At 41.2% G+C, this 23269-nt stretch carries 17 protein-coding genes and 1 rRNA gene; 9 read left to right on the plus strand and 9 right to left on the minus strand.

Translation table 11 applies throughout. The annotated features are described in order from the left end of the window. The 3 genes from AOG26_RS17430 to rhlB form a co-directional block, all read right to left on the minus strand. Positions 1–232: ribosomal RNA gene (locus AOG26_RS17430) — 16S ribosomal RNA — on the minus strand; the annotation flags it as partial. 476 nt (positions 233–708) lie between these two features. Continuing rightward, on the minus strand, positions 709–2202 hold the full coding sequence (gene gppA / locus AOG26_RS17435) for a guanosine-5'-triphosphate,3'-diphosphate diphosphatase (RefSeq protein WP_054563665.1): 1494 nt from the start codon (positions 2200–2202) through the stop codon (positions 709–711). A 48-nt stretch (positions 2203–2250) separates the two neighbouring features. After that, positions 2251–3525 carry an ATP-dependent RNA helicase RhlB gene (rhlB, locus tag AOG26_RS17440; protein WP_054554680.1) on the minus strand — a complete coding sequence of 425 codons (1275 nt, stop codon included), beginning with the start codon at positions 3523–3525 and terminating at the stop codon, positions 2251–2253. A gap of 90 nt (positions 3526–3615) precedes the next feature. Here rhlB and trxA point away from each other — a divergent pair, with 90 nt between their 5' ends. The 3 genes from trxA (at position 3616) to AOG26_RS17455 (ending at position 6795) form a co-directional block, all read left to right on the plus strand. After that, a complete protein-coding gene (trxA, locus tag AOG26_RS17445) occupies positions 3616–3942 on the plus strand; it encodes a thioredoxin TrxA (protein ID WP_054554679.1) in 327 nt (108 codons plus the stop codon). A gap of 181 nt (positions 3943–4123) precedes the next feature. After that, positions 4124–5383 carry a transcription termination factor Rho gene (gene rho, locus AOG26_RS17450; RefSeq protein ID WP_054554678.1) on the plus strand — a complete coding sequence of 420 codons (1260 nt, stop codon included), beginning with the start codon at positions 4124–4126 and terminating at the stop codon, positions 5381–5383. A 161-nt stretch (positions 5384–5544) separates the two neighbouring features. After that, positions 5545–6795 carry a methyl-accepting chemotaxis protein gene (locus AOG26_RS17455; protein WP_054563666.1) on the plus strand — a complete coding sequence of 417 codons (1251 nt, stop codon included), beginning with the start codon at positions 5545–5547 and terminating at the stop codon, positions 6793–6795. Here the strand turns inward: AOG26_RS17455 and AOG26_RS17460 are convergent. Then, on the minus strand, positions 6768–9602 hold the full coding sequence (locus AOG26_RS17460) for a tetratricopeptide repeat protein (RefSeq protein WP_054563667.1): 2835 nt from the start codon (positions 9600–9602) through the stop codon (positions 6768–6770). The two genes, AOG26_RS17455 and AOG26_RS17460, sit on opposite strands and share 28 nt — an antisense overlap. 158 nt (positions 9603–9760) lie before the next feature. On the opposite strand from AOG26_RS17460, the gene AOG26_RS17465 reads away from it, so the two are divergent. Further along, a complete protein-coding gene (locus AOG26_RS17465) occupies positions 9761–10342 on the plus strand; it encodes a DNA-J related domain-containing protein (protein ID WP_054563668.1) in 582 nt (193 codons plus the stop codon). Between the two features lie 9 nt (positions 10343–10351). Here AOG26_RS17465 and dbpA read toward each other — a convergent pair whose 3' ends face one another. Beyond that, complete coding sequence (dbpA, locus tag AOG26_RS17470; RefSeq protein ID WP_054563669.1) at positions 10352–11740, minus strand: ATP-dependent RNA helicase DbpA; 1389 nt, start codon at positions 11738–11740, stop codon at positions 10352–10354. Between the two features lie 187 nt (positions 11741–11927). On the opposite strand from dbpA, the gene AOG26_RS17475 reads away from it, so the two are divergent. Then, a complete protein-coding gene (locus tag AOG26_RS17475) occupies positions 11928–12884 on the plus strand; it encodes a tetratricopeptide repeat protein (RefSeq protein WP_054563670.1) in 957 nt (318 codons plus the stop codon). Between the two features lie 277 nt (positions 12885–13161). Here the strand turns inward: AOG26_RS17475 and AOG26_RS17480 are convergent, their stop codons facing one another. Together AOG26_RS17480 and AOG26_RS17485 are read right to left on the minus strand one after the other, a co-directional pair. Then, positions 13162–15120, minus strand: a complete 1959-nt coding sequence (locus tag AOG26_RS17480) for an alpha/beta hydrolase family protein (protein WP_054563671.1) — start codon at positions 15118–15120, stop codon at positions 13162–13164. A gap of 110 nt (positions 15121–15230) precedes the next feature. After that, positions 15231–16136: a DUF808 domain-containing protein gene (locus AOG26_RS17485; RefSeq protein WP_054563732.1), complete on the minus strand. Its 906-nt coding sequence runs from the start codon at positions 16134–16136 to the stop codon at positions 15231–15233. 113 nt (positions 16137–16249) lie between these two features. On the opposite strand from AOG26_RS17485, the gene AOG26_RS17490 reads away from it, so the two are divergent. The 4 genes from AOG26_RS17490 to AOG26_RS17505 all read left to right on the plus strand — a co-directional run bounded on the left by AOG26_RS17490 (position 16250) and on the right by AOG26_RS17505 (position 19452). Continuing rightward, entirely contained in the window at positions 16250–16537 is a 288-nt protein-coding gene (locus AOG26_RS17490) for an MliC family protein (RefSeq protein WP_054563672.1), read from the plus strand. 85 nt (positions 16538–16622) lie between these two features. Then, positions 16623–18089: a 4-hydroxy-3-polyprenylbenzoate decarboxylase gene (gene ubiD, locus AOG26_RS17495; protein WP_054554671.1), complete on the plus strand. Its 1467-nt coding sequence runs from the start codon at positions 16623–16625 to the stop codon at positions 18087–18089. 87 nt (positions 18090–18176) lie between these two features. Next, positions 18177–18890 carry an NAD(P)H-flavin reductase gene (gene fre / locus AOG26_RS17500; protein ID WP_054563673.1) on the plus strand — a complete coding sequence of 238 codons (714 nt, stop codon included), beginning with the start codon at positions 18177–18179 and terminating at the stop codon, positions 18888–18890. Positions 18891–19035: 145 nt separating this feature from the next. Beyond that, positions 19036–19452, plus strand: a complete 417-nt coding sequence (locus AOG26_RS17505) for a CBS domain-containing protein (RefSeq protein ID WP_054563674.1) — start codon at positions 19036–19038, stop codon at positions 19450–19452. A gap of 9 nt (positions 19453–19461) precedes the next feature. On the opposite strand, the gene add is transcribed toward AOG26_RS17505, so the two are convergent. Next, on the minus strand, positions 19462–20463 hold the full coding sequence (add, locus tag AOG26_RS17510) for an adenosine deaminase (RefSeq protein WP_054563675.1): 1002 nt from the start codon (positions 20461–20463) through the stop codon (positions 19462–19464). A 103-nt stretch (positions 20464–20566) separates the two neighbouring features. Next, positions 20567–23263 carry a CHASE domain-containing protein gene (locus AOG26_RS17515; RefSeq protein ID WP_054563676.1) on the minus strand — a complete coding sequence of 899 codons (2697 nt, stop codon included), beginning with the start codon at positions 23261–23263 and terminating at the stop codon, positions 20567–20569. Between the last annotated feature and the right edge of the window lie 6 nt (positions 23264–23269).

A 23269-nucleotide genomic window follows, 5' to 3' on the forward strand; every position in this document is an offset into this window, starting at 1 on the left:
CTAATCTTATGGCGTGAGGCCCGAAGGTCCCCCACTTTGGTCCGTAGACATCATGCGGTATTAGCAGTCGTTTCCAACTGTTGTCCCCCACCATAAGGCATATTCCCAAGCATTACTCACCCGTCCGCCGCTCGACGCCAGAGGTGCAAGCACCTCTTCGTTTCCGCTCGACTTGCATGTGTTAGGCCTGCCGCCAGCGTTCAATCTGAGCCATGATCAAACTCTTCAATTAAAAGTTTTTTGAAACCAAAGTTTCGTGCTCAATGAATTCTGTATAAATTGACTATATAGTCACTCATAAGAAATTGAGACTCTAAATTTGTTTGCTCCACTTAGTAAACTAAGTTTCGCTGTTAGAACTCAATCTGTACGAGTGCCCACACAGATGATTGCTTTATATTGTTAAAGAACGTTTGAGATACTTTTGCGTCTCAAGGGCTGTGCATTCTACGCAAGCCGTTATTTTTGTCAACACTTAATTTTGAGAAAAGTTTATTTTTTCAAAACTCAGTCTTACTTGACTCAACCAACTCGTCGTTTTGCTTTTTTGTAAGCAGTCCGCCGTGTCGGTGGATGCGCATTATAGGGAGATCCGAATTGAGATCAACTGTTTTTTGAAGTTTTTATGAAAAAAATGACTGTTCGTGCAAAATACGACCGAAACGGGTAAAAATAGCACTAAAAAAGGCCCTGAAGGGCCTTTTAACGTTATTTTACTATGAGCTTCCAACCTACTTTTGCTTGTAGCTTGGACTCTAGTTGCAGTTCACTGGCCATTAATGGGTGATATTTTAACCAATCACCATCAAATGTCAGTGTGAGGGTGTTTTCATTAACACTGAGATCAATCGTTGGTAGTACATCATCTTGGCGACGCATTGATAAGATCACAGCGATCCGTACTACCCTTGTTAAGCATTCAGCGAGTAGTTGATGACAACCCAAGTGAGCAAAACTGTTTTTAACAAGATCAGCGCGATGCTCACAAGCAACAGCGGTAATTAGTTTATGCTCAGATTGCGAGAAACCTGGCATGTCAGTGTTTTCTATAATGTAAGCTGTGTGCTTATGATAAAGCTTGTATTCTATTAGTAAGCCAATCTCGTGCAATTTTGCTACTGTTCTTAGTAATGCAATTGCATTTTCATCGATTGATTGCCATTGCCCCATCACGCTTTTAGCCAACTGCTCCGCAAGTTGCGCAACCCGACAAGCCTGTTTTTGATCTACATGATAACGATTCATTAAACCATCAACTGTACGCTTGCGTATGTCGTGGTTATGAAGCTCTGGCACCATGCTATATAAAACACCTTCACGCAATGCACCGCGAGCAAGACCCATTTGTTTTATATCTAATGATTCAAACAAAGCAATTAATATAGCGAGGCCAGAAACAAACACTAGACGACGCTCTTCACTCAAGCCTGGAAGCTCAAGATCAGCAATCGTTTCAAATTGCACTGATTGCTCTTTAATAGCGATAAGTTTATCAAGCGTTAAAAGCTCATCTTGGTTTTGTGCAACCATGATTTCTTGAATCGCTTGCACTGTGCCTGACGCACCGCTCGCAATTTGCCATCCGGTTGCTTGGTATTCATCGACAATTTCTGCAACCACTTCACTTGCAGCTTTAATTGCAGCAGCAAAGTTTTCGTTACTGAGCTTTTGATCTTTGAAGTAGCGTTCTAGGAAGGTAACACAGCCCATATGCAGGCTTTTATAATGCAGTGCATCAAAGCCCTGACCGATAACAACTTCGGTACTGGCTCCACCAATATCGATAACCAGTTGTTTACCGCTGCAAGCTGAGGTATGAGCCACGCCTTTATAGATTGTCTTAGCTTCTAGCTCACCACTGATAACATTGATTTTATGACCAAGGATCTGTTCAGCTTTATGCTTGAATACATCAGCATTGCTAGCAAGACGTAAAGTTGCGGTCGCAACAATTGTGATGTTTTTCTGTGGTATGTCTTGCAGACGTTCAGCAAACAAGGCTAGGCATTCCCAACCTCGTTGCATGGCTTCAGTGCTAAGGACGTTGTTTTCATCAAGCCCTGCAGCAAGCCTTACTTTACGTTTGACTCGACCGATCGTTTGTAGACCGCCAGCAATCGATTTAGCGATCAGCATATGAAAGCTATTTGATCCTAAGTCGATTACTGCATACACATTTTTTTGCGGTTGAAGTTGCCCCACCGTTCAAAAACCTCTAGTTACTACTAAGTCTTCAACAACGGCCGTTTATTACGACCGTGATTTCTGGTAACTATTATTTGGTCGACGTCCGTTGTTATTACGATTACGTGGGCCTGTAGAATAGTTCCGCTTTTTCTGAATAGTAGGCTTAGTTAAATCATCAAGCAATGCACTTTTATCATAATGTGATAATGGAATGCTGTGTTCTATATATTGCTCAATTTCGTGGAGATTATAGGCATACTGTTCACAGGCAAAGCTAATAGCGTGTCCTGATGCACCAGCACGTCCGGTACGACCAATACGGTGTACATAGTCTTCACAATCATCTGGCAAATCAAAATTAAATACATGACTTACTTCTGGGATATGTAAACCACGAGCTGCAACGTCTGTTGCTACTAAAAAGTCTAAATCGCCTTTGGTAAATTGAGCCAAAATTGATTGACGCTTTTTCTGGTTTACATCACCGGTTAATAATCCAACTCGGTGACCATCGGCTTTCATCCATGCATAAACATTCTCACAACTGTGTTTCGTATTTGCAAACACAATCGCTTTATCTGGCCATTCTTCTTCAATTAAAGTTAACAGTAACTTAATTTTGTCATCTTGTGATGGATGGAACAGCTCTTCTTGAATACGCTTACCTGTTTTTACATCAGGCTCGACTTGTACATGCTCTGGGTTAGTCATATGTTCAAACGCTAATTCCTGCACGCGATAAGACAAGGTTGCAGAGAATAATAGGTTTAAACGCTCAGACGTTTCTGGCATACGTCTAAACATATAACGAATATCTTTTATGAAGCCTAAATCGAACATACGATCCGCTTCATCAAGCACTACAACCTCGATTTCATTGAGGGTATAACAGCCCTGTTTATATAAATCGATTAGGCGTCCAGTAGTGCCAATTAAAATATCAACGCCTTTTTCTAGTTGTGCACGTTGTTTTTCGTAATCTTCGCCACCATATACTAATCCTAAGTTAAGATTACAGTGTGGCGCTAAAATTTTTGCATCTTTGTGTATCTGAATCGCCAGCTCCCTTGTTGGGGCCATGATCAGGGCTCTTGGATGTTTACTAGATGCTTTGCTAGATTGTAATAACCGATGGCACGTGGCAGTTAAAAACGCCAACGTTTTGCCCGTACCTGTTTGCGCTTGGCCCGCAATATCGCGGCCTTCACAAATAAAAGGTAGGCATTTCGCTTGAATGGGTGTGCAATATTCAAACCCATTTTCGGTTAAACCGGCAACCACTTCCGGTGCGATAGCAAAGTCTGAAAACTTTTTATCGGTCAAATGTGTCTTAGTCATAGCGTTTAAGCATAACGTTTAAACTTGCAATAAGAAACAAGAGTGTTTAAATACGCATTAAATATTTCGCCTAACTAATCGGAGATCGCAATGAGCGAGAAAATTATTCAATTAACTGACGATAGCTTTGAAGCTGACGTACTACAATCAGACAAACCTGTACTTGTTGATTTTTGGGCTGAATGGTGCGGACCTTGTAAAATGATCGCCCCTATTCTTGACGAAGTAGCTGGCGAGTTTGATGGCCGAGTTACCGTTGGTAAACTTAACATCGACCAAAATGCAGGCACACCACCAAAGTTTGGTATCCGTGGTATCCCTACATTACTTCTTTTCAAAGATGGTCAAGTTGCAGCAACTAAAGTTGGGGCACTTTCTAAAACTCAATTAGTAGAGTTTTTAGAAAACAACATCTAATGAAAATATAAAAAAAGGGCTTTTTGCCCTTTTTTTAGCTTTATTTTGTTTAAAGACTGGACGCCTTGCTAGTGACCTGCTAGTTTATAAAGCCAACTAATCCTTAGTTATACCAACAAACCTCACTCATGTATCAAACGATGATTTTGAGTATGACAATTGTAATAAAGAACCCACCAATATGCATTTACGCGAATTAAAAGACAAGTCTATCAAAGAGCTTGTAAACTTAGCTGAGTCCATGGGGCTCGAAAACGTAGCCCGTTTAAGAAAACAAGACATTATTTTCGCCATCCTTAAAGCGCACGCTAAAAGCGGTGAAAATATCTATGGCGGCGGTGTACTAGAGATCTTACAAGATGGTTTTGGTTTCTTAAGATCATCTGAAGCATCTTACTTAGCCGGCCCAGATGATATTTATGTATCACCGAGTCAAATCCGTCGATTCAGCATGCGTACTGGTGACTCAATTTCAGGCCTTATTCGTCCACCTAAAGACGGTGAACGTTACTTCGCACTATTAAAAGTAAATGAAGTAAACTTCGACAAACCTGAAAATTCTCGCACAAAAATCCTATTTGAAAACCTTACCCCACTGCACGCAAACGAACGTTTACGTATGGAGCGTGGTAACGGTAGTACTGAAGACATCACAGCACGTGTACTTGATTTAGCCTCACCAATTGGTAAAGGCCAACGTGCACTTATCGTTGCGCCGCCAAAAGCCGGTAAAACGATGCTACTGCAAAACATTGCGCAATCAATCAGCTATAACCAACCTGATTGTGAGCTAATGGTACTTCTAATCGACGAACGTCCAGAGGAAGTTACAGAGATGCAGCGCCTTGTAAAAGGTGAAGTAGTTGCTTCAACGTTTGATGAGCCTGCAAGCCGTCACGTTCAAGTTGCTGAGATGGTAATTGAAAAAGCGAAGCGCCTGGTTGAGCACAAAAAAGACGTGGTTATCTTACTTGATTCAATCACACGTCTTGCTCGTGCCTACAATACCGTAATCCCATCATCAGGTAAGGTATTAACTGGTGGTGTTGATGCAAACGCATTACACAAACCAAAACGTTTCTTTGGTGCAGCTCGTAACGTAGAAGAAGGCGGTAGCTTAACAATTATCGCAACAGCTCTTATCGATACTGGTTCGAAGATGGACGAAGTTATCTACGAAGAGTTCAAAGGTACAGGTAACATGGAATTACACTTAAATCGTAAGATTGCTGAAAAGCGTGTATTCCCAGCGATTGACTTTAACCGCTCAGGTACGCGTCGCGAAGAATTACTAACCAAACCTGATGAACTACAAAAGATGTGGATCTTACGTAAGATCGTTCATGAGATGTCAGAAATTGATGCCATGGAATTCTTAATTGATAAGCTTTCAATGAGCAAAACCAATGACGAGTTCTTTGACTCAATGAAACGTCAGTAACTATTCCTAGTTTTTAAAAAATGCCTGTTTAATACAGGCATTTTTTTTGCGTAAAACTAAGGACATAACACCTTAAAAGTTATACTTTTACAGAATAAGTTTATTGGTAATTAACAGAAATTTGTTCTATACATTATAGGATTAAAGGTAAGGACTCCTCAATGACTCGCATTAAAGTAGCTGTAGCTCTATTCTTAATAAGCTTACTTAGTTGTATTGCTAGTTTTACCGTATTTGAATTATCTGCAGCAGCAATGGTTGTATTTGCACTAATTGTTGTCGTTCCTTGGCTTGCTTTGATTGGCTACGTTTATACGACTGAGCACAAACAACAAGATCACCTAAGTTTTTTTGTTTCTAACATTACTTCTGAGCAAGGCATCGATTTCACTTTCCGTTTTGACGAAAATGATCGTCAATTACCACAAGCTTGTCATGCCCTAAATGCAAGTCTGACGATGGTTGAGCACATGCTTGGCGAAATATACTCGTCATCTGCCCGCTTATTACCTATGGCTGACGCACTTCGTGATACCTATGCATCGATGACTCAAAAAGCCACCATACAAGATGCTCATGGTATTGATTTAGCAGATACCATTACCCGCACCATTGAAGTATCGAAAGAGCTAGATAGAAGTTTAGAACAAATTTTTAATTCAGTATCTGATGCCACCAAATCAGTACAACAAACCCGTTTAGACACAGATAAAAGCCAGGCGAGTCTTATCAAGCTTGCCGATAATATTAACCTCACCAGTGAGCAGATTATTTTACTTAAGCAAGATAGTGATGCGATTGGCTCAGTTATTGATGTTATCAATAGTATTGCCGAACAAACTAATTTACTTGCGCTAAATGCTGCTATTGAAGCTGCGCGTGCTGGCGAGCAAGGGCGTGGCTTTGCGGTAGTCGCTGATGAAGTAAGAAACCTGGCTGCCCGCACCAGTAAATCAACACAAGAAGTGCGTGAGATGGTAGCTAAAATTCAGCACAGTACAGAGCAAGCATATCAATTAATGCAAACCGCACTGAAAGAAACCGAGCGCACGGTTGAGCTATCTGAGGCATCAACTAAAGAAACCAATAAAATTGAACAAGCGATGCTAGAAATTAATGCGTTTTCTGAGAGTGTTCATGAGCAGGTGGCGATGCAAAGCCAAATGTCAGATGAAGCACAAACCAGTATTGATGCAATGGTTGAGCTCAATTCCGATGCACTTTCAAGTTCACAAATACAAGCTGTATCGAGTAAAGACTTGGTTCGCCTTGCCCATACCTTAGACGATAAGCTTTCGATGTTTCATATTACACCACCAGAAACCGATCACGAACAGCGCATCGATCGCTCACGCTTCGATACCAATCAAGAAATTGAAAAAATTCAAGACGGTGATATTGAACTGTTTTGATCAACCGAAGCATTATGTAGTTGCTCAAGTAGCTGAGCAACTAAGCTTGTTAAGTCAGTAAGCTTATCTTGCTTTAATGCCGACTCAAGTGCCATTGCACTCATCGCAACGTCATCTAACTCAAACATTTTAGCCGCGCCACCTATACGGTGAGCATCCTGCTGTAAATTAAACAATTCATAAGCTGCAAGGTGCTGTTGTATTAATGCGCTTTCATGCTCAAAGCTATTGATAAAGCTTGCCACTAAGTCACTCATATCATGCTGGGACTTAGTTGTGGCACTGTCTTTTTTGCAATGCTTAGCAAGTTGCGTGTAAAACACTTTTTTATCAATCGGTTTAGCAAGGTAACCTGTAAAACCAGCTTCAAGGTAACTGTCGATTTCGTGGCTAATTGCATTAGCCGTTAATGCATACACAGGCTGGGTAAAGCCACATTCTTGTAATAGCTTGAGCGCCTGTAAGCCATCCAATACTGGCATTTGAATATCCAGCAGCACCACATCAGGGAATTCCTTGAGACAATGCTCTACAGCTTGCTCACCATTTTCAACCGCAATCACCTCAAGGCCCATCGACTCTAAATAACGAGAAATTAAACGGCGGTTATCGGGATGATCTTCAGCAAGCAGCACTTTACCAGACAAGCCTTTTGTTGCTGGCTGGACATACTTTGCAAGCTCAACTGTTTCCGTGCTTGGTGTATGCTCTTTACACGGCAAGTAAAACGAAAATATGCTGCCTTTATTTAGCTCACTTTCAACACTGATATAGCCACCCATCATCATCGCAAGCTGTTGCGATAGGCTTAAACCAAGCCCGGTGCCCCCAAAGCGACGGCTGATGCTATTGTCGCCTTGCCTAAAACATTCAAAGATTTGCTTAAGCTGCTCAGCGTTCATACCAATACCGGTGTCAGTTACACGAAACCATACGCCTTGCTCCACTTTATAGACTTTTAACTCTACTTCACCTTGATTGGTGAATTTAATTGCATTCGCGCATAGATTTATAAGAATCTGTTTAATGCGGGTAAAGTCGAGCTGACTGTAAAACTGTTCGCCAAGCTCATTATGAAATGAAAAGTTAAGCCCTTTATCTTTGGCTTGACCACTAAGCATAGAATGAACATCAGTAAGTAATCGAACTAAATCACCTTCCTTTAGGCTTAACTCTAGCTTGTTAGCTTCGATTTTACTGATATCAAGTACGTCATTAATCAGCTCTTTTAAGTGATCGCTTTGTTTTTGAATAACAGCCAGCTCATCGTTTAACTGCTCTGGTTTATAATAACCATTCATAAGATTATCGGTTTGGCCTAGGATTGCAGTTAAAGGTGTACGAATTTCATGGCTAATATTTGCTAAAAACTGACTTTTAATTTCATTAGCGCTGCGTAGTTGATCTGCGGTTTCTTCAAGCTCTTTGGTTCGTTTAGCAACCATTAACGAAAGTTGCTCTTTTGCCCCTTTTTCAATGTTACGACGATAAATAGTAATACCCGTCACCACTATCATCACAAACAAGATAAATAGCATAATGCCCAACTGACGTTGTTTAGACATTTCGAGCTCTTGCACATTCTGTAGCTGCTTTAATTCAACAATTTCTTGATTAAGCTGACTTGCTTGGATTTGGCTTTGCAGCTCACCCATAGACTTTAATAATTTTAGACTTTGCTCGCTTTTAAAAGCGCGAACAAACTCATCAAAACTAGCGACGGCTGCTGCATAGTCACCCTTACCTGACTTAATCAGGGCCATCATTCCGGCGCCGTCTTGTACTCTCAAATCATCTTTATATTGTTTAGCCATAAAAACTGAGGTAGTCAGAGTGGCCTCAGCTTCAGTGAGCTTTCCTTGTAATAACTCGATTTTTGCTTGCGACAATAAGCCAGCTAGCTCTAATGTTTTATTATCAATTCTTTTTGCAAACTCAACGGCTTTTTCTGCATGACTTAAGGCAAGCTCTAAATCACCGGTGCGCAGATACACATTAGCAATATTAGCGTGGCGTGAAGAGAGAAAGTAAGCGTTATTTGTTTCTTGGTAGTAGCGCAAGGCACGCTGGTAGTAGTGTAAAGAAAGTTGATACTGGCCAAGCTCTGAGTAAGCCACTCCCATATTGCCATACGACTGAGCGACGCCATCTTCATCACCTAATTTTTGGAAAATCTCTAGCGTTTCTCTATACATATCAAGCGCAATATCATAGCTCGACAAACGAATATAAATACCCGCTATATTGTGTAAAATATCGGCTTTATCTTGCTCGCTACCATACTCTTCATATATTTCTTTCGCTTCTTTGTAATATTTAAGTGCTTGATCCATATTGAACATGTCAAAGTAAGCAAGGCCAATATTACTGAGTAAGTTTGCTTCGGCAATTGGCTCTGGTAGTTTTTCTGCAACGCTTAATGCCTTGCTATACGCAAGCACAGCTTGTTGCATCAAGCCTTGATAATAATAAGTGACGCCTTGCATTTTTAGACTACGAAAATAGCGATTTGGCGTTGCTGTAAAACTTGTTGCTTGCTCAGCCAATTGGTAGTTTTTCACAGCCGCCGAGAAATTACCTTTATCTAGAGCAAAGTCGGCAAGCTGCATGTATATATCGAGGCTTAGTTCTTGATTTGTCGTACTTTGGTTAAGCAGCTTTTTGGCAAGCTGTTGCTTTTCTTGCCATTGCTTGGATTGGCTAAATTGCTCAAGTAGCGAAGTGGATGCAAAGCTAGACTGCGAAACAAACAAACTACAGCTGAACAATAAAGCAGTGAGCAAGCTTACACGCAGTGATGTGAACATATGGCGAAATCCCTTAAAATCAACTTAGCCTGAAAATGAAGTTATTTAAGCTCGGCTAAATGCATTCCCTAGTATCTAAAAACATTAGCGTAGTTTCAAAAAAGCAGCTGTGATAGCGTATACCACTGTAGATTACACTAAAGATAGGCTTGCGAACAATGGTTAACCCACTGATTGATGAGATTTTTTACCTTCTTTTGGAACAGCCTATTTGGAAGGTTCATACGCTTGCCAGCGCACTTAGTGAATCAGGAAAAATAGAGCAATTAGACAATGACCCACAAAAAGATCTGTTTAAACGCAACTTTTTAGTTATGAATGGTCTTTATCAACTACAAGCACAACTTGCACCTGAGCAACAGCTACAGATTGCGTCACTTCACATTGAACTTGTTAGTAAGCAAACGGGTAACGCATTAGAAAGTCATGATCCACTACGAGATTACTATTTAGATTGGCAAAACTTTGATACAACGAGCGATGAAATAGATGCGTTGTTAAGTGATTTTTGGCAGCGTTTTTCGTCATTTAGCCCAAACAAGGGCATTCACTCATTACCTCAGCAGCAGCTATTAGAATTACAACAGGCGTGGCAGCTACCTACTGATTTTTCGGAAAAACAGTTACAAAAGCGTTGGCGACAACTGGCATTAAAACACCACCCAGACCGCCAAGGCTGTGCAACTGAGTTTAAGAAAATACAACTCGAATATGCGCAACTTAAAGCAAGCTGCTCATAACTCAACAATTTACCTGCTCAAACGTCGCGCACGGATCTTGCGTTTTTTAATATTACCTTCAGTCAATTTACGTAACGCAGGTTTTGCAGCAGCTCGCTCAACAGCAATAAAGGCCACATTATCAAGTACGTTAATTTTACCTACCTGATGACCGGCAACTCCCTCTTTGCCTGTTAATGCACCTAAAATATCACCGGCACGAATTTTTTGCTTCTTGCCAGCATCAATCATAATGGTTGCCATGGTTGGCTTATAAGCGGGCTTTTCTAGCAAGCTAAATGGCGGAATTGGTTCAGGGTCAAAATCACGCTCGTAGTGGTCGCCAATTTGTGCCACTTTAAATTGCTCAGCTTCACCATAAATAGAACATGCAATACCCTTTTTACCTGCTCGACCAGTACGGCCAACACGGTGTACATGGGTTTGTGGGTCATGCGCTAGGTGGTAATTCACTACCATGTCCATATCGTTGATATCTAAGCCACGCGCGGCAACATCCGTTGCAACAAGAATACAGGCGCTTTTATTAGCAAAGCGAATTAAAGTACGCTCACGTTCACGTTGATCTAAATCACCGTGTAAGGCAACAGCACTAAACCCTTCAGCATAAAGATCATCACAAATCTGCTGTGTTTCAACCTTGGTGTTACAAAAAACCACACAGCTTTCTGGTTGGAACTTCAACAACAACAGCTTCAATGTATTAAAGCGCTGTTTATTATTATCTAGCTTGTAAAAGTATTGCTTGATTGTGCTTTTTGTTTGCTCTTCTTCTACCTTAATCATTTCTGGGTTGCTAAGCACTCGCTCAGCTATCGCAGCAATTGATTTTGGATAAGTCGCACTAAACAATAATGTTTGGCGTTGGGTAGGAATGCACTCAACAATAGCATCAAGGGTATCCTGAAAACCCATGTCTAGCATTTGATCAGCTTCATCTAACACTAGGGTCTCGACATCATCTAAACGCAATGTGCCTTTGCGAATATGGTCATCAACACGACCAGGAGTACCAACTATGATATGCGCACCATGCTCTAATGAGCCAATTTGTGGACCAATAGAGACACCACCACATAAAGTTAAAACTTTAATGTTATGAATACCACGGGCAAGCTTACGAACTTCTTCAGCTACCTGCTCTGCTAACTCTCGGGTTGGACATAAAATGAGAGACTGAATACGAAAGCGTTTCACATTTAACTTAGCCAGCACACCTAAACTAAATGCAGCCGTTTTACCCGACCCCGTTTTGGCTTGGGCAATAATATCTTTGCCTTGCAAGATCACTGGCAAACTTTGCGCTTGCACTGGCGTCATTTGCGTATAACCTAAAGTTGATAAGTTATCGGTTAACTCTCGCGGCAAAGCCAAAGATGAAAAAGCAGTAGCAGTCACAGTAATATTCCAAACTTGATAATTGAGGGACATCCTCGAAGATGCTGTGGATCATAGCAGAGAATGTGCTGTTTCTCTAAACGAAAACACTGTTCAGCATATTTAATTCATATTTGCTTACAGTTTGCTGCTTTCTAACTCTCTGCATTTGTTCTAGTTTATTGATAGCAACCTTCAGGAAGAAACTATGCTTCTATTTAATACCGCTGCAGCTGATGTTTTCTATAAAAAACAAAAAACGTGCCCTCACTGTCATAGTGAACATTATTCTTTAAGCAATCACAGTAAAGTTTTGCGCTTTACTATTTTGCCCATCATGCCACTTTCTATTAATTATCAAAGACAATGTGATGACTGTGGCTATGTTACTCCTGCACCTTGGTATTCACTGCCCGCCTTAGAGTTAGCGTCGTTTATAAAATACTTTATTGGCCTATTCATTATCGTTTACCTATTAACAAATGCATTAATCGGTGCGAATGAACAAACTGAAAATGAGCAAAATTACTTAAACGAGCCAAAGTTATTTGATACCTATTTTGTCTATTCAGATAAATTTACTGGCAAACCAAAACGTATTAACAACTTAAAAGTAGCTCAGCTCGTTGAATTTGATGACAAGGACATGACTTTTAGAGTTGCTAACTACACTTACAAATACAATAAAGACATCGAAATTGCCATGCGTACCAGCATGCTAGTTCAAGATGATTACTTTTCTAGTAAAACCCTGACTTTCAGTAAGTCACAAATACAGCAGCTTTATGATGAAGGCAGCATTTATAAAATTATGCGACCTGAGCTTTATAGTTTATTTGGTGGTTTTGTTATGCACCCCCCTAGGCCTAAGCCTTTATATACGGGCGTTAAGCTCGATAAACATAATCAGGAAGGGATTACTTACTTCAAAGATGGCTTATACGAGGAAGCGTTGAAAAGTTTTACTCTGTCTGCGGAAGATGGTTATGCATGGGGGCAATTAAACTTGGGTCAGATGTATCGTGATGGCCAAGGGACAGAAGTGAATAACGAAAAAGCAGCTTACTGGCTCAACAAAGCTACCTTACAAGGGAATCCTAAAGCAAAGATTGAGCTCGCAGAGCTATGCTTGAGTTACGATTGTAGTAAATTGAATACTCAATAATCTATTACCCATAAATATCACACATAAGAAACCAGCCTAATTATATGGTTCTCACTATTTACTTTGGATTTGTTATGTTATAACATTTTTGTACTGACGTAGTATTTATACTCTTTTAAAGCCGAGTTACTCTCCCTGCTCTGCTTTTGAGATTACGCAGCCTGATGAAAGAATCATCTTTTGAGTTTGTATAACTTGAAGGAAGACCTTGCACACTAGCACGCTTACGTTCCCGTGCTAAATCCTTGCCGGCGAGCTTGCTCGCCGGCACTTTTCTTTAAAGCTTTAAATGATCATCTAAGAAAGCCAATACTTTTTTATAGTAAAGAGTGCGGTGCTCTTCTTTATAAAAACCGTGGCCTTCATCATCTAGAATAGTGATTTCATATGGATGCTTAGCTTTTTTCAACGCTGCTTCTAATGATTCTGCTTGCTCAATTGGCGCACGTTCATCTTCACCACCATGCACAATAAGCACAGGTGCTTTTAGCTTATCGACATTATAAGCAGGCGAGAATGCTTTTAACTCAGCCTCATCTGTACCAATCACTGTTTTTAGGAAATTAACACCATAGCTTCGGGCTTGCGTGTCACCTTCTTCATACATAAGAGGCAAGTCGTAAACTCCCATCAGGCCAATTGCACACTTGAACATATCCGGCTCGATAATCGCGCTTTGTAGTGCTGAGTAACCACCGAAGCTGGTTCCCATAATACAAATATTATCTTTATCAACTGTGCCGTCATTAATTAATAGTTTCACACCATCAATAATGTCGTGTTGAATATTTTGCCCCCACTGGCGATAGCCAGCTTCTTGGAAGTTCATACCAAACCCTTTCGAGCCTCGGAAGTTAACCTTTAATACCGCCATACCTTTATTGGCTAACATTTGTACTTCTGGATCGTAGCCCCAGTTATCACGTGCAATTGGGCCACCATGTGGCATAACAACTAAAGGTAAGTTTTTCTCAGCTTTGCCATTTGGCACAGTTAAATAAGCAAGAATTGTTAAACCATCGCGGCTTTTAAAACGCAGTGGTGTGGTTTGCGCCATATCTTTTTGGTTTATCCAGCCACGCGCAGAGAATAACGCTCGTAATTTATTGGTATTCGCGTCATATAGATAATATTGCCCAGGGTTTATATCGCTCGATGCGAAAATAATATTTTTTGAATCATCTTCTGTACTGCTAACTAGCTGTACTTGACTGCCTGGCAGTGCGCCCAATAAATCTTTAAGACGCTGCGATTTAGGCGAATTGCTATCAACAAACGCATAGCTTGGGTAGTCAGCCTCGGTTTCTATGGCAAATAACTCTTTAGAGATTTCATCAACCCAAATATGTGACGGTGAAACATGCTTATCTTGAAAGATTTTCGTCACTTCTTTGGTTTTTAGGTTAATCTTAATAAGGCTTTCTGCTTCTCCACCCTTTGATGCAGTGGCATATACAGACTCGCCAGATTTATCAAATGCCTTTAATGAAATATCGGTGTAATTAATACCTTCTAAATCGAGCTCTTTCCAAAAACCGCCTTCGGGCTCTCGTACATGAAGTGTCGCATTGAGGTAATCGTCACTTGATTCAGCGATACGAACGTTACCATCATGGTCCGTTAGGAATTCACCCATAGGTGCTGGTGATCGCGTAATTAAAGTGCGCAGACCGCGATATACATCGACTTCATAAACAACTGTAGTTGGTTCATTGGTTGCAGTCCACGGGTAAGTGACAACCAAAACTTTTTTATCATCATGAAGTAAGGGATCTAAAAGGTATGACGTTCCTTGAACTGGTGTTTGCTTTTTTAACCGAGTACCAGTTTGCTGTTCACCATGGTAACCAATTACGTATGCGCCACGGCTACCATCGACGTTCACGGCAAATAACTCACCATAATAAATAGGGGTATCTTGCCAACCTTTTAAATACTCTTTTTCAAGAATAACACGCTCGTTGTTAACCCAATGGTATTCGCCAACCTGTGCATTACCCGGAAAAGCAACCGCATGGGTTACTGCAAACTTGGTTGTATCAACAATGATGAGTGAATTTTTACCTTCGTGTTTTTTTATAGCTGCGACGTAGTTGCCATCAGGAGAGATAGTTACACGACTAAAGTCATTACCTTTACTAAAGTCTTCTACTGATAATTTTGCAGGTTTAGCGAAGCTGGTAAATGATAGCGTAAATAACGCTAGTCCCAGCACAAAAGTGAGATATCGAGACATGATTAACTCCATTTAACGATTTAATTATTATTTTTAACTGAGCAATAATAAAGCAAAGACCCTATATTTGCTACAAAAATTTAACAAAACAACCCAATAATGGATGCTATTTAGCGACGAATTTTGTGCCAAAGTTCAACCACTAACACAACGATAACCCCGGCAATAACGCCTAATAAACCATCAAATATAATCGGCGTAGCCAGCTCACCCGTTTTACCAAGTAAACCCGTAATAAACTCTGTGCTGCCTTGCTGGGCGTGATGTAAAACGGGGATCCCATGTACCAATATGCCTCCGCCAACTAAAAACATAGCAACCGTTCCTGCAAAGGCTAAAAAGCGCATTAACTTAGGCGCTGCAGCAAGTAAAAACTTACCTACTAACTCTTTAAACTTACCGCCACTTTGCTGCGCTTTTTGCAGTAAATACAAACCAGCATCATCTAGTTTAACAATCCCTGCAACTAACCCATACACGCCAATGGTCATAATAATTGCTATTACACTAAGCACTAAAGCTTGATTCACCAGTGTAGCGCCAGCAACCGTGCCTAGCGTTATCACGATAATTTCTGCTGAGAGGATAAAATCAGTGCGGATCGCCCCTTTCACTTTTTGCTTTTCGTATTCTTGTAAGTCTTGTTGTTCAGCCAGAGTTTCATCTTCTTGTTGAGCATAACCAAACAGCTTTTCGATAATTTTCTCTGCACCTTCAAAGCACAAAAACAGCCCGCCAACCATTAACAGCGGAGTAATTAACCAAGGCAACCAAACACTAATCAATAATGCTGCGGGCACTAAGATGGCTTTGTTAATAAACGAGCCTTTTGCCACAGCCCAAACCACAGGCAACTCTCTATCGGCAGTTACCCCTGTGACTTGCTGAGCATTAAGAGCCAGATCATCACCTAACACCCCTGCTGTTTTTTTTGTTGCGACTTTACTCATCGTCGCAATGTCGTCTAAAAGTGTTGTAATATCATCAAGTAAGGTTAGTAAATTTGTGCCTGCCATGGTGGTTCCTTGCCCATTAAATACACTATCAACATAACTTATCCTGCCATTTTCACCAACGGTTAATTTTTCTTTGTTAGGCTTATAGCTCATTCAAAAATAGAGGTGTTTCTATGATTAAACCACTTCTCTCAGGGCTCGCTTTAGTTACCTTGTGCGCGTGTGCTGAGCAAAGTGCACCAAGCAATTATCTGTGCGATGAGACCCTCAGCGCCAGTATTGTTGAATACAGTGATGAGGAAGCAAGACTGACATTTAAGGAGAGTGAATTTTTACTCAATCGCCAAGTAAGCGGCTCAGGGGTTAAATACAGTGCCGATAATGTGCTGTTTTGGTCTAAAGGCGATGAAGCCATGCTGATTTTAAAAGGTAAAAAGTACCAATGTAGCTTAACTCAGTAATAGCAAAAGCTTTGCTTGCGAAATTAGCTTAATCAGTGGTTTTGAGTATAATAGCGACAGTTTATTCAGCGTTTAAGCGGCTATAATGAAATACAAAGATCTTCGCGAATTTATCGAGTTATTAGAACAAAAAGGTGAATTAAAACGGATCAAACAAGAAATTGATCCTTACCTTGAAATGACCGAAATTGCCGACCGTACTTTACGTGCCGAAGGCCCAGCTCTGTTATTCGAAAACCCTAAAGGCCACACTATTCCCGTTCTTGCCAACCTTTTTGGTACGCCTAAGCGCGTTGCAATGGGCATGGGGCAAGATGATGTTAGTGAACTGCGCGAAGTGGGTAAGTTATTAGCTTTTCTAAAAGAGCCTGAGCCACCAAAAGGCATTAAAGAGGCACTAGGGCAAATCCCAGTATTCAAACAAGTACTGAATATGCCAGCTAAAGAAGTAAAAAAAGCGCCTTGTCAGCAAGTTATACTTGAAGGCGATGATGTTGATTTAACTAAGTTACCTATCCAACATTGCTGGCCAGGTGATGCTGCTCCCTTGATCACATGGGGTCTAACGGTTACCAAAGGGCCTTATAAAAAGCGCCAAAACTTAGGTATTTACCGTCAGCAGCTATTGGGTAAAAACAAAATTATTATGCGTTGGCTATCGCACCGCGGTGGCGCATTAGATTTTCGTGAATGGTGTAAAGAGCACCCAGGCGAACCTTACCCTGTATCTGTCGCATTAGGTGCCGATCCTGCGACAATCCTAGGCGCTGTAACACCAGTACCAGACACCCTAAGCGAATATGCATTTGCTGGTTTACTACGCGGTAGTAAGACTGAAGTTGTTAAATCGGTTTCAAATGACCTACAAGTGCCTGCTACCGCAGAGTTCGTACTTGAAGGTTATATTATGCCGGGTGAAACAGCACCAGAAGGCCCTTATGGCGATCACACCGGTTACTACAACGAAGTAGACGAGTTTCCGGTGATGACGGTCACTCACATTACACATCGTGAAAACCCAATTTATCACAGCACTTACACTGGCCGTCCACCAGATGAGCCAGCAGTACTCGGGGTTGCTCTGAACGAAGTGTTCGTACCAATTCTGCAAAAGCAATTCCCTGAAATTGTAGATTTTTATCTGCCACCTGAAGGCTGTTCTTATCGTATGGCTGTGGTCACCATGAAAAAACAATACCCGGGTCATGCTAAGCGCGTAATGATGGGGGTGTGGTCTTTCTTGCGTCAATTCATGTATACCAAGTTCGTGATTGTTTGCGATGATGATGTAAACGCACGCGACTGGAACGACGTAATTTGGGCCATTACCACACGTATGGACCCTGCTCGCGATACGACGATGATCGAAAACACGCCAATTGATTATTTAGATTTTGCATCGCCAGTTTCTGGCCTTGGCTCAAAAATGGGCATGGATGCGACTAATAAATGGCCTGGCGAAACAGATCGTGAATGGGGTGAGCCCATTGTCATGGATCCAAAAATCAAAGAACGTGTTGATGAATTATGGGACAGCTTAGATATTCTCTAGGCTGTGACTATGTTAAACTGCTCAAAATTTAACGGTTATGAGTGCGATTCATAACCGAATTTGCTTCTGTGCTTATAAAGGTAAACTATGCAAACACTACTCGCTGACGTTGTTGCGATCAGCCCGCTTACAGACCATGTACATAAGGTCATTTTGAAACCACAGCAACCTGTGTCATTCGAGGCAGGCCAATATATGCAACTTGTATTAGGCGAAAAAGATAAGCGTGCCTTTTCTATTGCAAGCCGCCCGTCGCAAACTGAACAGATTGAACTACATATTGGTGCCGCGGGTGCTGATTCGTATGCAATGCAAGCGCTTGACCATTTACGTCAAGCTCATACAGAGCAACAGCAAGTTAATGTTGAAGTAGGCTTAGGTGTATCACAGCTGCGAGTTGAGGGTGAGCGCCCAATTATTCTACTTGCTGGCGGTACAGGTTTTTCTTATGCCAAATCAATGGCTGATCACCTTGCTGAAATCGGCTGTGAGCGTCCTGTATTATTTTACTGGGGTGTACGTGAGGAAGCTGCACTTTATGCTCATGATGAAATGCAAGCATGGGCAAACAGCAACCCACATTTCCAATACATTCCAGTAGTTGAAAATGCGCCGCAAAGCTGGAATGGCAAAACCGGTTACGTCCACAAGGCTGTTATGGAAGATATCGTGTCTTTAGAACCATATGATATATACATGGCAGGCCGCTTCGACATGATTGGCGTGGTTCGCGATGATTTTATTAATCATGGTGCGGTACGTGAGAACATGTACGCCGATGCATTTGCATTCATTAAATAACTAACTCATACCGGTTATTTTTAAGGCATCCAATTGGATGCCTTTTTTATTTGTTTTACCTATCGCCTTAATCCGTCTAAACGATTTCACAAACTGCATTTCCTTGACCATACTCTGATTAGAATAACGATGGGGAGAGACCCAAATGCTAAATACAAAAGTACAAGACTTTATGCAACGTAAGTTGCCACACATTACGCCTGAAACTGAAATGACCACCGCGATTAGCGAGCTGCAAAAGTTTAAATTACTAGGCGCACCTGTATTCGATGACAACAAAAGCCTAGTTGGCTTTATTTCTGAACAAGAGCTGCTGCAACCGCTCATGCAAAACAGTTATTTCTGTGATGGTGTAGTGAAGGTAAAACAGCTAATGCGCACCGATGTTGTCACGGTAAGTAGCGATCAAAACATCATAGAACTGGCAGATGGCATGCAAACTGGAAAGCCAAAAAACTACCCGGTTATCGAGGATGGTAAGGTTGTTGGCATGATCAGCCGAGGAGACGTGCTCAAGGCATTGTATGAAAACTATGTCTCATGCCAAGAGCACCAAGTGTAAGTTAGCTGCTTAACGATTAACAGCTAACTGTTTTAAAGCAGCTTTATCTGCATCGCTTAAATAAGCAATTTCAAGCGCATTAGCTTGCGCTTTTTCCATATCGGCTTGGCTTAAGCCTGCCGCAGGTGCTGCTACTTGATACTCATACGCTATTTCAATACCTTCAACTGCTGGATCATCAGTATTAATTGATGCCAAAATACCATGGTCTAAGAAGGTTTTTAACGGGTGTTTTGCAAGCTCAGCAACAGTGCTGGTTTGAATGTTACTGGTTAAGCAAGACTCAATACCAATGCGATTATCACGTAAGTAATCCATTAGTGCAGCATCTTCAATCGCTTTTACACCATGACCAATACGCGTTGCACCAAGCTCGTTAATTGCTTGCCAAATGCTTTCGCTACCTCGCGCTTCACCGGCATGAATCGTGGCAGCTAAGTATGCATCGTGAACTTGTTTAAAGTGATCAACAAATAGCTCACCCGGGAAACCTATTTCATCGCCAGCTAAATCAACCGCGACTAAATCATTTTTAAAAGCAAGAAGCGCATCAAGCTCTTGCTGACAGATTTTGGTGCCATATGTACGCGACATGATGCCGATTAAGTTAGCTTTAATTGGTGCGTTATGACACGCACTTTTTACACCATCAACCACTGCTTCAACAACACCTTGCGGGTGTAGGCCTTGGCTTTGCGCCATATAATATGGGCTAAAACGAAGCTCAACGTAATCGAGGTTTTGGGCAATCGCATCTTCAACGTTTTCGATAGCAATACGACGACAAGCATCGTAATCACCCAATACTTTTACACCCCAATCTAGCTTTTGTAAAAACGCCACTAAATTTGGTTCAGGGTCGATAACCTGTACGTGCGGAATAAGCGCTTCAATGTTGTCAGCAGGTAATTCAAGATTAAACTGACGACCAAGGTCTAAGATCGTTTGTGGGCGAACATTACCATCTAGATGACGGTGAATATCAAGCAAAGGGAGTTTGTTATTGATCATAATTAGCACTCAGGTTCAGTAAATTTGCGCGGATCATACGTACCCACGGCGATATTTCAAGTTTAGATGATTTTATTTACTTTTTAGAGGTCAAATGTCTGCTTTAATGGCTGCTAGCATTATGCAAAAAATGCCACAAAGTCTTAAAAAGTTTTTCTGCATCAATTGGTTTAGTTAAATAACCATTCATACCACTGGCTAAACCTTTCTTAAGGTCATCATCATGGGCATTTGCCGATAAGCCAATAATCGGTAAATCGGTGATCAGCAACTTATTACGAATAACCTTAGTCGCTTGTAAGCCATCCATATTCGGCATTTGAATATCCATAAGCACAAGGTCATAGCTTTTTTCACTGATCATCTTAATAGCCTCGTGGCCATCTTTAGCGATATCAGGTTGGCAGCCTTTAGTTTTTAAAATCGAACTCGCCACATGTTGATTCAATGGGTTATCTTCAACCAATAAAATTGCATCATTGGCAAATGAAACAGCAGTCACATCGATATCAGCTAACTCATCATCACTATGAATCACCTCTTCAAGAGGGGACTCAAATGGCAGCGAAATTGTAAACGTTGAACCTTGCCCCTCAGAGCTAGTTAGGCTTATCTCGCCTCCCATCATAACAATGAGTTTTTGACAAATACTCAAGCCTAAACCTGTGCCACCAAAGCGACGAGAGGTTGAGCTATCGGCTTGTGAGAATGGTTTAAACAGTCGCTGCTGGGCCTCTTTACTGATGCCGATACCCGTATCAATAACACTAAAATAAGTAAATTCACCCTGCTGCCAAATACGTAATGTAATCGTGCCTTCTTGAGTGAACTTCACCGCATTGTTTAACAAATTCAACAATACTTGTTTTAAACGAATTGGGTCGGTATGGATAAGTAGGTGTTCAGAAGCATCAAGCTCAACTCTAAATTCTAAAGAGCGAGAGTTAAGCTCAAACTGCAATAAGTTAGTCAGCTCACTAACCAACGCATTCACATCTATTGGTTCTTGATGTAGCTCCAATCGCCCCGCTTCTATTTTAGAAAAATCTAAAACATCATTGATTACCCGTAATAGTACATTCAGTGCACCATCGGCTTGATCAATATAACCACGGGCTTGTTGCCAGTCAGGCTCTTGCATTGCTAAATAATGCAAACCCTTAATACCATTAATAGGCGTGCGTATTTCATGGCTCATATTCGCCAAGAACTCACTTTTAATTTGGCTGGCTTTATCGGCTTTTAATTTTTCTTCGCGAAGGCTTTGAGTTTGCTTTGCCACTTGCTGACGAATTTGAATATTAGTACCAGTTACAGAAATCAAAAAGGTGATCAATAACCAAACAAACAGCATACCGACTATTTGCGCCAACCAATAAGGCAACCATGACGACTGTGCAACTGATTCCCATAATTTTACCTGCCAAACGCGCTCACCAATAATAAAGTTGAAGCTCGCAATAGCTGTTGTACCTACACGGTGTGGGCTGTAAATTTCGACAGGATTACTGCCGTCAGTAACGTCATAGAAGCTGGCATCGATATCAGTGTTCTGATTAAAATTAAGTGTTTGTGCTAACACTTCTAAATTGACCACGGCGACAACATAACCTCTAAATCCGACCTGGTGATTAATGTCTGAATAAACTGGGTTGAAGAATAAAACGCCCTTTTCGTTACCATCACCTTGCATCAGGGTAATAGGCTCACTGACGGTGACATTCTTAATTAACCGAGAGTCAGTTAACGCTTGTTTACGTAACTCGTTTGAGGCTAAATCAAAGCCTTGCGCTGGTTCGTTCCCTGCTAAAGGATGAATATATTGCACCGGAAAATAAACCGTTCGCTTACTCACCGGCTGCCACTGCCCTGCAGCATTTTTTTCTTTCACATAATAGTCAGCGCCCAGTTCATCACGCAGTAAATTTTGATAATTATTTAGTTGTGAGTGAATAACCTTAGGTGCCCACTCAAGGGCAAGAATTTCTTCGCTGTATTGTAGTTGCCTTGATGTGAAGCGCTTAAATTCGTCAAAATCAACCATGTCACTACTAGCAAAAAAAGTTGCGAGTAAGGCTAAGTGCGACTTAATTTCATCAACTTGGTGTTCAAGGTTCGTGTGAATAGCACTGACTTTAGCTTGCTGGCGCTGTAAGTCTTTGTCTTTTTTTACACTGGCTGCACCATAAAAGCTGACACAAATAACCACGTAAATTAATAGCGACGGCACAATGATTTGCAGCCGTTGGCGAGTATGATGGTAACTAAATGCCGCTAAAATTAATGGCGTGAATATCAGTACCCCAATGCTATCGCCAATCCACCATGCGATAAAATTATTAAGCGCCGCATAACTCGGAATAATATTGTTAATTACCAGTAAGCCGGTGCCAATTGATGCAGCAATCAAGCTACACAAAGGGCCGCCAATCATTAAACCAAGCATACTTTGCTTTAATGATGATAATTCAATCGGGCGTTTAACGACATGAATGATAATGTAATAGGCAAGCCAAGCTTGGAATGTAGATGCAGTTGTTACGCCAATTGCCTGCAGCATCATTTGCCAGTGAAAAATATCAGTGGCTTTATCAAGGTGAATAAGGTTTACAAAGAATGCCCCTAGCAGAACCCCTGGCAAGGCACGATTTCTAAGTAGCAAGATACTGGCAAGCGCAATACCTGAAGGCGGCCATGCTGCAACCGCATAGCCATCAATCGCCAGCAATGAATTACTTAAGTACCCTGTAAGAAAGTAAGCAAGTGCAATGCTTATTGTCAGTGTAAATAAGTTCTTCAAGCCATC

The organism is Pseudoalteromonas sp. UCD-33C, assembly GCF_001306895.1.
Classification (GTDB): Bacteria; Pseudomonadota; Gammaproteobacteria; order Enterobacterales; family Alteromonadaceae; genus Pseudoalteromonas.

Coding starts and splice junctions, on each gene's coding strand:
- rhlB (WP_054554680.1), bottom strand. CDS start 3,525: ATGACTAAGACACATTTGACCGATAAAAAGTTTTCAGACTTTGCTATC.
- trxA (WP_054554679.1), top strand. CDS start 3,616: ATGAGCGAGAAAATTATTCAATTAACTGACGATAGCTTTGAAGCTGAC.
- rho (WP_054554678.1), top strand. CDS start 4,124: ATGCATTTACGCGAATTAAAAGACAAGTCTATCAAAGAGCTTGTAAAC.
- AOG26_RS17455 (WP_054563666.1), top strand. CDS start 5,545: ATGACTCGCATTAAAGTAGCTGTAGCTCTATTCTTAATAAGCTTACTT.
- AOG26_RS17460 (WP_054563667.1), bottom strand. CDS start 9,602: ATGTTCACATCACTGCGTGTAAGCTTGCTCACTGCTTTATTGTTCAGC.
- AOG26_RS17465 (WP_054563668.1), top strand. CDS start 9,761: ATGGTTAACCCACTGATTGATGAGATTTTTTACCTTCTTTTGGAACAG.
- AOG26_RS17475 (WP_054563670.1), top strand. CDS start 11,928: ATGCTTCTATTTAATACCGCTGCAGCTGATGTTTTCTATAAAAAACAA.
- AOG26_RS17480 (WP_054563671.1), bottom strand. CDS start 15,120: ATGTCTCGATATCTCACTTTTGTGCTGGGACTAGCGTTATTTACGCTA.
- AOG26_RS17485 (WP_054563732.1), bottom strand. CDS start 16,136: ATGGCAGGCACAAATTTACTAACCTTACTTGATGATATTACAACACTT.
- AOG26_RS17490 (WP_054563672.1), top strand. CDS start 16,250: ATGATTAAACCACTTCTCTCAGGGCTCGCTTTAGTTACCTTGTGCGCG.
- ubiD (WP_054554671.1), top strand. CDS start 16,623: ATGAAATACAAAGATCTTCGCGAATTTATCGAGTTATTAGAACAAAAA.
- fre (WP_054563673.1), top strand. CDS start 18,177: ATGCAAACACTACTCGCTGACGTTGTTGCGATCAGCCCGCTTACAGAC.
- AOG26_RS17505 (WP_054563674.1), top strand. CDS start 19,036: ATGCTAAATACAAAAGTACAAGACTTTATGCAACGTAAGTTGCCACAC.
- add (WP_054563675.1), bottom strand. CDS start 20,463: ATGATCAATAACAAACTCCCTTTGCTTGATATTCACCGTCATCTAGAT.